The sequence below is a fragment of the Paraburkholderia sp. D1E genome, from assembly GCF_052682275.1.
The window spans coordinates 1,663,366-1,675,596 of sequence record NZ_JBQYMB010000001.1 but is presented as its reverse complement, the minus strand read 5'-3'; the positions used below and the strand labels follow the sequence as shown (position 1 = coordinate 1,675,596).

Annotated in this window: 9 protein-coding genes; all 9 read right to left on the bottom strand. The window is 61.0% G+C overall.

The features are described from left to right. Nucleotides 1-127 precede the first annotated feature (127 nt). The 9 genes from ACUN0E_RS07685 to tssK all read right to left on the bottom strand — a co-directional run bounded on the left by ACUN0E_RS07685 (nucleotide 128) and on the right by tssK (nucleotide 12,191). Entirely contained in the window at nucleotides 128-1,324 is a 1,197-nt protein-coding gene (locus tag ACUN0E_RS07685) for an aminotransferase-like domain-containing protein (RefSeq protein WP_445566168.1), read from the bottom strand. A gap of 123 nt (nucleotides 1,325-1,447) precedes the next feature. Then, nucleotides 1,448-2,620: an NAD(P)/FAD-dependent oxidoreductase gene (locus ACUN0E_RS07680; RefSeq protein ID WP_445566167.1), complete on the bottom strand. Its 1,173-nt coding sequence runs from the start codon at nucleotides 2,618-2,620 to the stop codon at nucleotides 1,448-1,450. Nucleotides 2,621-2,776: 156 nt separating this feature from the next. Beyond that, a complete protein-coding gene (gene amaB / locus ACUN0E_RS07675) occupies nucleotides 2,777-4,276 on the bottom strand; it encodes an L-piperidine-6-carboxylate dehydrogenase (RefSeq protein WP_445566166.1) in 1,500 nt (499 codons plus the stop codon). 298 nt (nucleotides 4,277-4,574) lie between these two features. Continuing rightward, nucleotides 4,575-5,009, bottom strand: coding sequence for a type VI secretion system baseplate subunit TssE (tssE, locus tag ACUN0E_RS07670; protein ID WP_445566165.1), 435 nt, complete (start codon nucleotides 5,007-5,009; stop codon nucleotides 4,575-4,577). Next, on the bottom strand, nucleotides 5,006-7,774 hold the full coding sequence (tssH, locus tag ACUN0E_RS07665) for a type VI secretion system ATPase TssH (RefSeq protein WP_445566164.1): 2,769 nt from the start codon (nucleotides 7,772-7,774) through the stop codon (nucleotides 5,006-5,008). Before tssH ends, tssE begins: the two co-directional genes overlap by 4 nt. Nucleotides 7,775-7,892: 118 nt before the next feature. Further along, complete coding sequence (locus ACUN0E_RS07660) at nucleotides 7,893-8,378, bottom strand: Hcp family type VI secretion system effector (protein ID WP_370712168.1); 486 nt, start codon at nucleotides 8,376-8,378, stop codon at nucleotides 7,893-7,895. A 14-nt stretch (nucleotides 8,379-8,392) separates the two neighbouring features. Continuing rightward, nucleotides 8,393-10,183 (bottom strand): OmpA family protein, encoded by a 1,791-nt coding sequence (locus ACUN0E_RS07655; RefSeq protein ID WP_445566163.1) that lies wholly within the window; start codon nucleotides 10,181-10,183, stop codon nucleotides 8,393-8,395. Further along, nucleotides 10,180-10,848: a DotU family type IV/VI secretion system protein gene (locus ACUN0E_RS07650; protein ID WP_445566162.1), complete on the bottom strand. Its 669-nt coding sequence runs from the start codon at nucleotides 10,846-10,848 to the stop codon at nucleotides 10,180-10,182. Before ACUN0E_RS07650 ends, ACUN0E_RS07655 begins: the two co-directional genes overlap by 4 nt. Beyond that, the gene (tssK, locus tag ACUN0E_RS07645) at nucleotides 10,845-12,191 is read right to left on the bottom strand and encodes a type VI secretion system baseplate subunit TssK (protein WP_445570397.1); all 1,347 of its coding nucleotides are present in this window, start codon (nucleotides 12,189-12,191) and stop codon (nucleotides 10,845-10,847) included. The genes ACUN0E_RS07650 and tssK overlap by 4 nt, the downstream gene beginning before the upstream one ends. Nucleotides 12,192-12,231: the final 40 nt, after the last annotated feature.

Here is a 12,231-nt window from a genome sequence, read left to right as displayed (position 1 = left end):
ATCCTAAATCTCCGCGATTTAGCATCTGCATAAAAAACCCGGTTGCGCAGTTCGTGCTCACCGGGTTATTTCAAGCACTGTTCATACAGTTTTGCCACCAATACCGCGTTAGCCGAGTTAGCTGTCGTCAAAAGAGTGCGAGCGCCTGCTTCATTCTCTGCACACCGGTTTCGATTTCGGCTACACCGGGCGCGGCAAATGACAGGCGCAGTGCCGTCAGATCGATATTGTCTTTATAGAATGCGACGCCCGGTACGAACATGACGTTGCGCTCGATACAGGCATGCAGATAATCGGATGCGTTCTGTCCACCCGTCAATCGCGCCCACACGAACATGCCGCCGGCAGGACGATGAAACGCGATGGCACGACCCAAACGCTCATCGAGTGCGTCGCATAGCGCGCGGCACTTCCCAGCGTAGGCGTCGATGATTCGCGGCAGATGACGCTCCAGCGCGCCGCTCGCAAGATATTCGGCGGCGATCACCTGGGCCCAGGGCGAACTGCACAGGTCGACCGTTTGCTTGGCGACCACGCAACGGCGCAAAATTTCCGCATGCGCGACCATCCAGCCGACCCGCAAACCCGGCGCGACGATCTTCGACAAACTCGAAAAATGGACAACCCAGTCGCGTGAACCGGGCACCTGATCGCTCAACGCGAGCAGCGACGGTAACGCCGCGCCACTGAAACGCAAGTCGCCATAGGGATCGTCTTCGACGATCAGAAAATGGTGACGCGCCGCTAGCTTCAACAACGCCATACGGCGCTCGTGCGACAAGGTTGCGCCAGTCGGATTAGCAAAGGTCGGTACGGTGTAGAGCAGCTTCGGTGGTCGCGCTAGTGTGCCCGCTTCGAGCAACGCGGCGAGCGCGGCGACATCGAGCCCGTCCTGATCGACAGGCACGGTCACGACATCGGCCTCCTGCAACTTCAGCGCCTGCAAGGTCGCCGGATAAGCGGGTTGCTCGACCAGCACCACGTCGCCAGGCGCGACCATCACGCGCAGCAGTAGATCGAAGCCTTGCTGCGAACCGGTCGTGACGAGCAATGCCTGCGGCGTACAGGACGTACCGCGCCGTGTCATCAGATGCGCGAGTTGTTCCTTGAGGACGGGCAGGCCATCCGTCGGACCATATTGCAGACAGAGCGTAGCCTGCTGCGACGCACGCGCCGCGGCCGCATCGAGACCTTCGCTGTCGAACAGGTCGCTTGCCGGATAGCCGCCGGCAAACGAAATCATGCCGGGCTGCGCCAGATACTTGAACAGCTCGCGAATCGGCGAACCAGCCGGCGCTTCGAATGCGGGGTTGAACGTGAACATAGTGGCAGGCCGCTTATCTTGTCGATGGAAGATCGGCATCGATTGTGGCGATCGTCGGGGTGGGCGGCAAACGATATCTATGCACTACATATTGCGTTTTCCGCATCACCTCCAACGCACCGGCTAAACCACGTTCTTCTCCACGATCGGCCGGTTTTCGAGCACACGAGCGAAGCTCAACGAACCAAGATCAAGCGTCGTATAGCGGCCATGCAGAATCAATTCGCTGATGCCCCGACCGGTTGCCGGGCCCTGCTGCAGACCGTGCCCGCTAAACCCATTGGCAAAAATGCAGTTATCGACGCTAGGGTGATAACCGATGATCGCGTTCTGATCGAGCACGTTGTATTCGTAATAGCCTGACCAACAATTCTGCACGCGCAACGCTTCGAATTGCGGCACGCGGTGCGCGAGCGTCGGCCAGATCACGTCGTCGAATAGTGCGTGATCGACTTCATCGAGCGGCAAATCGTCAGGATCGTTATCCGCTGACGGTGACGTACCGCAGATGAACGATTTGCCTTCGGGCCGAAAATACACGCCGCTCGGATCGATCAGCAAGGGACAATGTTCGAGCCGCGCGGGCGACGTAACATTGAAAATACTGCGGCGTCGTGCGAACACCGGAAGGTCGATGCCGGCCAACTGCGCGACTTTGCGCGACCAGGCACCCGCAGCGTTCACCACCACGTCGCAGGCGTAGACCTCGCCATTCGCGGTTTGAACTTGCGTGACATGTTTGCCTTGGCGATGCAGCGCGGCGACGTCGGCGGCAACATAGTGCGCGCCAAGTGCCTGCGCTTTCTTGCGCAGCGCCTGCACCAAACCATAGCCGTCGAACCAGCCCTCACCGCTTTCGCCATAAGCGCCGGCAATGAGGTCTTCCGTATTGAGCCAGGGAAAGCGCGCTTGCAACGCATCTTTGTCGAGCAAACTGATATCGGCGCCGAGACTCTTTTGCAGTGCGTGATTCTCACGCAGCGTCGCCTCACCGGCGGGTGTGGCGAGAAAGAGATAGCCACCTTCGTGCAGATCGATCGACGGTTTCGCGCCGTCGATATCGAGCCGCTCGCCGATCGAGCGCAGAAACTCGATGCCGAATAGCGACATCTGAATAGAAAGCGGCGTAGAGAATTGCTGACGAATGGATGCCGCCGACAATGCCGACGACGAACGCGCATAAGTCGGATCGCGTTCGATGACCGTGACGCTGACCGTCGGATCGGACAGCCGCAGAAAATACGCAATCGAGCTGCCGATCACCCCACCGCCGACGATCACGACCTTGGAACTCACGTCTTACTCCACGAGTAGCATAGCCGCTCAGAAACGGCCGGCGGCGCAAACGGATTGATGAAAGAGGTTGTGAACAGCGGCGCATGAATGCGCCGCTGTTTTCCGCTGAGTGCTCTACCGCTTTATTGTTTTTTTACTGTGTTGCTACTTACAGGATCAGGCGATATTGAAATCAATGCCCTGCGCGAGCGGCAACGCCGACGAATAGTTGACCGTGTTGGTCGCGCGGCGCATGTAGGCCTTCCACGCATCCGAACCCGACTCACGACCGCCGCCGGTTTCCTTCTCGCCACCGAACGCGCCGCCGATTTCCGCGCCACTCGGTCCGATGTTCACGTTAGCGATACCGCAGTCGCTACCCGAGTCGGACAGGAAGCGTTCAGCTTCGCGCAGATCGGTCGTGAACACGCACGACGACAAACCGTGCACCGCCGCATTGTTCGCGTCGACCGCATCTGCGAAATCCGAATAGCGCAACACATACAGAATCGGGGCGAAGGTTTCCTTCAGCACCACCTCCGTTTGCGACGGCATTTCGACGATGGCCGGACGCACGTAGTACCCGCCTTCATGACCCTTTACCTCGACGCGCTCGCCGCCGAACACCTTGCCGCCTTCGGCCGTGGCCTGCTGCAGCGCTTCCTGCATGCGAGCGTACGATTGCTTGTCGATCAGCGGCCCCATCAGCGTGCCTTTTTCGAGCGGATTGCCGATCGGCACCTTGCTGTACAGTTGCTTCAGACGTTCGATGGTTTTGTCATACACGCTCTCGTGCACGAACAGACGCCGTAGCGACGTGCAACGCTGCCCCGCCGTACCCACCGCGGAGAACAGGATGCCGCGCATCGCGAGCTCGTGATCCGCGCTTTGCGCGACGATACCCGCGTTGTTGCCGCCGAGTTCGAGCAGCGAGCGGCCGAAGCGCTTCGCCACCTCAACCCCGACCGTGCGGCCCATTTCCGTGCTGCCCGTCGCGCTGACGACCGACGCACGCGGGTCGGCCACCAGCTTCGCGCCGACATCGCGGCCACCGTTGATCAGCGCGGTGAGACCTGCCGGCGCATCGCCGAATTCCTTCAGTGCCTCGCTGAGAATCTGGTTGACGGCAAGCGCGGTCAACGGCGTCTTTTCCGACGGCTTCCAGATCACCGCGTTCCCGCAGACCAGCGCCAGCGCTGCATTCCACGACCACACCGCCGCCGGGAAGTTGAACGCCGAGATCACGACGCACGTACCCATCGGATGCCACGTTTCAGCCATACGATGGCCCGGGCGTTCCGAAGCGATCGTCAGGCCATACAACTGGCGCGACAGACCGACCGCGAAGTCGCAGATGTCGATCATTTCCTGCACTTCGCCCATGCCTTCCTGCAGGATCTTGCCGGTTTCAAGCGTGATGATGCTGCCCAGCGCCTGCTTCTTTTCACGCAGACGGTTGCCCAGCAGGCGCACCAGTTCGCCGCGGCGCGGCGCCGGGACGTTGCGCCACGCCGTGTATGCCTCTTTCGCATTGGCAAGGGCCACGTCGACTTCCGCCACCGTGTTGCTGGCCACGCGGCCGATGAGTTCACCGGTGATCGGCGAATGAACCGCGATGTCGCCGGCTTGCGCCGCGTGGGCGATGCCGAGGTCGGCGAGGATGGTGGAAGCGTCCATGAGAATCCCTTTAATTTCCGATACGAAACAAGAGTAAGTTCGGAAACTATACACGCGGGATTTTATGGCGGCAAGCGTATTTGCCCGGGGCCGGGCGGCGGATCAGGCCGGATGGGCTTGTGAGCTTGATGCAAGGCAGGAGTGACGTGGCGTTGGGCGGTGCCGTGGGCGGCTGCTGTTGATGGCGGGGCAACGCGGTGTAGCTTGTGCGTTCGTTTCTTATTGGAAATTGTTGGTGCCAGCTTGGGCCTGGGTAGCAGTTCGCCGAAGGCCGACGCAATCCGGACACGCCGCCCCGTTAGTCGCGGTCATGATCGGCCTGCAGCATCTTGAGTCGCGTCTGCCCATCGGGCGTGAAGTGCGTGCCGAAGCGAACCAGCCCTGCCTGACGCAGATGACACCCCATCGTGAAACTCAGCAACATGCCCGGTTCGGTGTCTTCGATATCGATGTCGATCGATTCCAGGCGTGGCTCGTACTTCAGTAGCGTCGCCTCGATCGCACCTCTGAGCTTGTGCGCAGACGACGGCAAATGGCGATAGATTTCCGACAAGTCGTCGAGTCCGTAATCGGGAAGGTGCGCGAGCCCGTTGCGCCGGCTGTTCAGGATACGTTGGATATTGTCCTGCACGGACAGGAAGGTCTGAGTCGCGGCATCGAAATCAGCGACGGCAGCGCCGTTGGCAAAATGACCCGTCACCGCCTCGAAGAGACCCGGCCCACCGCGGGTCATACCGCTGCCTCAATCGTGCTGTCAAAGTTCACCGCAATGCCACCTTCCTCGGTGAACGACAGCGTAATTTCGCGTGGCAATTGCCGCGCGGCCACGCGTATGAGCAATCCGCGCGACAGGATCGGCAGAATCTGCTGATCGAGCAGACTGTCAATATTGCGCGCGCCGGAGTCAGGTAATTGGCACGCGCGCACAAGTTCGCGTACCAGCGAGTCATCACATACGAGCGGTACGCCAAACCGGCGCTCGATGCGATGTGCCACCTTGTCGAGTTTCATTCGCACGATCGACGCCAGCGCCCCGGCTGAAAGCGGCCGGTACACGACGGTCTGGAAACGCGCGAGCAGCGCCGGCTGGAAGTGCTCGATCAGGAGCGGCCGAATCGTTTCCATCAGCATCGAAGTAGTAATGTCGCCGGCCTCCGCGACAGCCTCCGTCGCGGCCATGATCTGTTCGCTGCCAAGGTTCGACGTCATCAGAATCACCGTATTGCGGAAGTCGATCACGCGGCCTTCACCATCGCGCATCAAGCCACGGTCGAACACCTGATAGAACAGGTTCAGCACGTCACGGTGCGCCTTTTCGACCTCGTCCAGCAGAACCACGCTGTACGGGCGCTGGCGCACGGCTTCCGTCAATACGCCCCCCACTCCGTATCCGACATAACCCGGCGGAGAGCCCTTCAGTTGCGAGACCGTGTGTGCTTCCTTGTATTCGGACAGGTTGATTGTGATCAGCGCACGTTCCCCGCCGAACATCAGGTCGGCCAGCACGCGGGCCGTTTCCGTCTTGCCCACGCCAGACGGACCAACCAGCAAAAACACGCCAAGCGGCGCTTCGTCAGACGTGAGGCCAGTTTTGGCGGCGCGCAGACTCTTGCCAAGCGCGGCGAGAGCGCCATCCTGACCAACTACGACACGGCCGAGGCGCGTCTCGATCTCGAGCAGCGTCGCGAGTTCGTCTTCCAGCAAACTGCCGACCGGCACGCCGGTCCAATCGGCGATCACGCGGGCAACGGCCGCTTCGTCCACTTCCGCTTGAATCAACGCGTCGGCGCCGTGTCTGGCCAGTACTTCATGGGCGGCGCGAATAGATTGTTGCAAGTCGCGACGTGCGCTTTCTTCCGCTGCCGCGTGCCATTGTTCACGCAGTTTTTGCAGCGTGGCAACGGCATCTTTCTGTTCGGCGAACGTGGATTCAAGCGCATCGAGTTCGACCTTGAGATTGGCGAGGCGAATGTCGATCGCGACCAGCCGTTCGCCGACATCCACGGACGTGGCGACATGATCCTCGACTAACGCACTGCGTTCGACCTGGAGCGCAGCCTGTTCGGCGTGACAGGCGGAGATCGCGATGGGGGTGATTTCCGAACTCATACGGACGCGCGCCGCAGCAGTATCGAGCAGATCGACAGCCTTGTCCGGCAACTGACGGCCGGTCAGATAGCGACGCGAGAGACGCACCGCGGCGGAGACCGCCGCGTCGGTGATGTGCACGCCGTGGTGCTTCGCGTAGCGCTCCTTCAGGCCGCGCAGCATCAGGCATGCATTGTTATCGTCGGGCTCATCCACCTTGACCATCTGGAAACGCCGTTCGAGTGCAGCGTCGCGCTCGAAGTACTGCTTGTATTCGGACCAGGTGGTTGCGGCAATCGTGCGCAGTTCGCCGCGCGCCAGTGCCGGCTTGAGCAGATTAGCAGCATCTGCGCCGCCTGCGGCGTTGCCCGCGCCGATCAGCGTATGCGCTTCGTCGATGAACAGCAGGATCGGTGTCGGCGACCGTTGTATCGCGTCGATCACATTCTTCAGTCGCTGCTCGAATTCGCCTTTGACGCCGGCACCAGCCTGAAGCAGACCGAGGTCGAGCGTTAGCACGCTGACTTCGCGGATCACCGCCGGCACGTCACCTTCAGCGATCTTCAGCGCGAGTCCTTCGACCAGCGCAGTCTTGCCGACACCCGGTTCGCCGACGAGGATCGGATTGTTCTTACGGCGCCGTGCAAGAATATCGACCATCTGCCGGATTTCCACATCCCGGCCGAAAACCGGATCGATTCTGCCGTCGCGCGCTTTCTGAGTGATGTCGACGGTGAAGTGTTGCAGCGCGTCAGATCCCGGCTGCCCGGGAAAGGGTCCGCGCGACCTGGCTACCGGCAATGAGGGTTGATCGCTGAAAGCGGCGTGAAATGCGGTTTCGTCCGTGGCGCAGCCGACCTCGGCATTGCCAGGCGCTCTACTCACGCGCTCAGACGCAGTATCGGCATCGCCGTCTGGCTGTATAGATGCGCCCGCTGCTTCCACCGACATCCTGTCGAGTGCAGGCATCAAGCGTCCGATCTGCGCAGCCGACACGGAGAGCAACGGCCACGCGTCCGGCGCGCGTAACAGATGGGGAGCGTCAGCGAGCGCGGCCAGCAGGTGCGCCGAGCGGATCGAGGTGGCACGAGCATCAAGCGAGGCGTACATCCATGCCGCTTCCAGCAATTGTCCGAGCCGACGGGAGAGACCTGGTTTGCCGCGCAACTCGCCCGGAAGCCGGTCGATCGCGCTGAGCAAGCCGTTCCAGATGCCGTCCGCGTCGAGTTCATAACGGCGCACGATCGCCACGAGGTCGCCTTCGCCCAACTCCAGCAGCTTGATCAACCAGTGTTCAATTTCAATATCGCGATGAGCGCGCATTTCGCACAGGCTGGCCGCCTCGGCAAGCGAGCGGGCGCAATGATCGTTGAGGCGGCGCAGAAATTGAGAAGGGTCTCGGACAGTCATGGCAATGGATAGCAGGAGCGATATAGATAAAAATCGCACGAACCGGATTGAGGACGGTACGTGCGTTAAAGACGGTGCCCCCGCGGGAGAAGTGAAGAGGCACCGTGACTCGTCCCTTCTACGAACGTTCGTTCCAGCTATCGGCGTGGATGATGTTGCCGTCCTTATACGACCACGTGATTTTCTCGTAGCGCAGTTCGACGTCTTCCAGATGATTGTGCTTTTCGTAGGCCGGGTTCTTGATATCCAGCATCTTCGGCTTGACCGCTACGACCTTCACGTTGTCGAGCTTCGTGTTGAAGTATTCTTTTTCCTTACCCGCGTCATCAATCTTGTACCACTTGATCTCGATTGACTTGAGCGTCTGACCACTTGTCACCGCCTTGTAAAGGTACGGCGTCGATGCGTCGGTTTCCTTCGTGAAGGTGATCGGCTTGTGCACGCGCGTGCCGGTCAACTTGCCGGTGTTCGCATCGGTCGGGATGTTCACGCCATGATCGAGCGCGACGATCTCGACGCTGCCTTCGCGGCCCTGAACCGTCACTGAACCCTTGATATCGGCGCCGCCATCGTCCTTGATCCACATGTATGCAGGAATTGCCATTGTTTTTTCTCCTTTTACTCGAATGAACAGGCCGGATGGCCTTGGGGGGTTAAACCGCTACTGCGATCGTCGCGACAGTCAGGAATGAGCGTAATTTCGACACGACGGTTAGCCGCACGCCCAGCCTCTGTGTCATTGGAGGCTTTCGGGCGGGTGTCGCCGTAGCCTTGAATCGCGAAGTGCGTCGGCGGGATACCGGAAGCATCTGCCAGCCAGTCGCGCACGGAGGCGGCGCGCGCCTCGGAGAGTTTCAGATTGCTGTATGAACCGCCCACCGAATCGGTATGGCCGGCGACAAGAACGCGCTTGCCCGGGTGCGCCTTGATCATTTCCAGCGCGCGGACCAGAACGCGGTTCGAACCGCGATTCAGGACAGCCCTGCCGGTACTGAACAGCGACAGACTGTCGAGTTCGATGGTCGGCGGCGGCAGTGCCGGCGGCTGATAGCCTGCAATCAGCGCATTGGCGATCGGCAACAGCGGCGCGCCTCGATAGAGACCCAGTCCCAGCCGTGGCGGCACACCGGAGGTGGCGTAGCGCTCGAGTTCGTCACGGTCGCGCTTGACTGCCTTCAGCGCGTCGACGCGCGCCGCATCCTGGCCAGGCACGATTGCCTTGTAGCGGGATATGTCAGCCACGACACGTTCAACCAGCCCGCGATTCTGCCAGGCCGAAGCGGCTGCAGCAGCGCAGAAGCACGCCGCAAGACAGGCGAATGTATGAGCCAGTGCCCGCGGCAAAGATCGTCTTACAGGTTGAGGCGGGATGCCACGGATTAGCGTCTCTGGAAACGGACAGGCGAGTCGCGCGCCGTTGACGGTAGAAAGTGCCAAGCCGGTAATGGACGCAACGAACTGGCTGTATAGCGAGTGCGGGGATGGGCGCCCTTCGATCGCGGTTACGCCGAACCCGTTGACGCGCAACGGGTGACTGCCGCGCTGAACGTCGATTAGTGCAGGTAGCACTGCGTCGCAGGCCCAGCGTGCGAGGGCGTCCAGTCGTGCAGCGCGACGTGCGCGGGGTTCAGGGTCGATTGACATGCCCACGCGCGTGTAATGCTCGAGACGCGACGAGACGAGTGCAGGCAAGGCTTCGATCCGCAGGTCGCCGCCGCCAGAGACGCCAAACCAGGGACAGTCGTCGGCCGCTGGATCGGTTTCCTCCGCGTACACTGCGACACACACCGGTAACGGATAGCCGACAGCACGGCTCGCCTCGGCGATGGCCACACGCCAGCGCTTCAGTGCGGCAGCCAAACTGGGCTGGCTGTCGATCCGGTCAGCGGCGATCGGATACGCGACCGCATCCGGACCTTGACCATTGCGCCACCGCTTGAGCGCGTCCGCTAGTTGCGCGAGCCGTGTCGGATCATTTGAGCGCACCCAGATTGCCGTGTCGGTAATGCGCACGAGGTCGGGGCCAAACAGGTCCGCGAGCGAGCCTTCAGGGTCTCCCCCTTCCTCGAGAGGTGTTCCTTCGGGACGTGTCTCGCGGACCGTTCGTTCGATGTACGGTGCGCCGACGACGACGATTACCAGTGGCGTATTGCGTTTGATGTCGGATGGCAGTGAAGCCAGCGCGGTATCGATCGCGGATAGCACGTACCGTGTGGCTTGCCGGAGCTCACGGATGCGTCGCGTCGCAATGACGATGGCGACGACCACCATGAGAACGACCAGGGCTGCACAAACTGCATTCCACGTGAACGACCACGGCGAGAACGCCGCAAGCCAGATCAGCGCGAGCGTCGCAATCCATACAAAAAGCGTTCGATAGGGATAACCAGACAAGCGTATCCCCGTCATTGCGCAATTTGGGCGATCGAGGCGTTTAGCCATTGATCAATCGCGAAATAGACGACCGCCGCGGCGACGCTGGCAATCATGACCCATGCAATTGGCGACAGCTTGTCGAGCCAGCGATGTCCGACTCCTTGCGTGACTATCACGGCACCTGTCGGGTCCGTGCGGCCGATACCACGGGCAAGGCGCTCATCGACAGCGCGCATCAGCGCCGCACGCGCATCACGTCCGTCGATCGCGAACTTGCCGGTGAAGCCAAGACTTAACACGGCGCCAAAGATGGCGAGAAGCGGTAGCACGGGTTGCGGCTCGGCCAGACGCCGCTCGATACGAGTAATGAGTTCCTGGCCAGCATCGTGACTCTGGAACTCGACCACCTGCAGAGGTTCACGTTCCCAGGCATCGCGGTCGCTGCCCTTGAGCATGTTGAGTGCCGCTTCGTCGAGCAATGCGCATTGCGCATAGGCCGCATCTTCGACCACGTCGCGTGGATGCCCTGCCGACCTCAGCTCTGCACGGAGCCCTTCGATCTGTTTTTTGCATTTGCGGCGGAAGTCGTCAAAGGACGATGCCGGCGCGGCGTCACTGGACAGACTCGTGACCGTTAACGCCGTGTCGCGCAACGCGACCGGCAGGAGCGTAGGGTAGGCAGTTTCGACGGACGTCATGTCGGGAGCACCGCGTAGAGTTCAAGCGACACGTCTGGAATCGAAGCCGGGACGTAAAACTGGCACGCGCGCGCGGCGACCATTCGCTGGAACGCGGGGTGCGTGCTATCGAGCGCGAAATATTGATTCTCAATGCGGATCGGGATGGCTGCCGGCAGGCGCGACATCGCGCGCAACGGGATACCCGGTAACGCCGAATTTACAATCTGCTCGACTTCATCCGGAGCACCTGCTTTGCACAAGCGCGGCAACTGCTCAAGCAATACGTGAGCCGGCACGCCGGACTGGACCGACAGGTAATAGTCAGCCCCTTCGACGAGCCGTTCGTCGTTGATTTTTCCGACCCAAACCGTTCCTCTTGCACGCTCGAGCGTAATCGGCACAACGCGCGACGGGATTACTGTGTCGAGCAATGTACGAATCAGCGATTCCAGTTCCGCGAACACCGGTTCGGGCGCGTAATGGTCGTACGGCGGGATCGCCTGAAGCGTTTCGGTGGTCGAGAACGTGAGCAATGAACCGGCAAGGCGCGCAAGCACACCGTATAAGCGCTCGGGATGCTGATGCGGCGCCTGGCACAGTCTTGCGAGTTCGGGCCACGTGCTGTTCACGCTGTGAAGCAGCCAGAATAGCGATACGTCCGCAACCGCATAGTCGGCGATCTGGTCGGAGCGCTCGCGCCGACGCACGGCGAGACTCGCGTTTTTCGCGGCAAGCACTTCTGCCAAGCGGTTCATGCGTGCCGTCAATTGGCTGCTTGCCGACAGAACGAGACACGGAGGCACAAATGTTGGGTCGATCTCGAAGTGGCCTTGCGCATTGCGCACAAGGCGGGCGACCGGACACGTTACGTAGTCGCCATACTTTTCGAAGTCGAACAGCAGCGCCAATGCATGACGCTCGACGCTAATTTCTTCCTTGCCTTCACCGTTGAGGTCCGCGACTTGCAGATACTCGCGGACTAGACGGCGTGGACGAGCGGGCTTCACGCCCGCCTCGATGCAGTTGCCGCCTTGCGCGTCGAAGAGCGGCAGGCCTGCCAGTACGACCACGGCCTCCGTGTCCGAAGGGACATCGCCCAGATCGCGTACGGCGGGCAGCCAGTCGGCTGTTTCACTATCGACAAACGTGCCGTCAGGTAGCCGCAAGTCCAGCGTGGTCATCTGAAGCCGATGGATCGCCAGTGCGTGCGCGTCCAAGGCAACCCTGCTTATTCCCCACGGCTCAGGACTGGCAATACGCGCGACACGCTCATCGGCGAACCGGTCCCACAGGGCCTGCTGCTGGAAATGCTGGGGTGTCATGAAAATCCCCTGAGCCCACAGCGGTCTTGTTATCTTCATCTTCATTGGTTTATATGCGGATCGATCAGCAATCCACCGG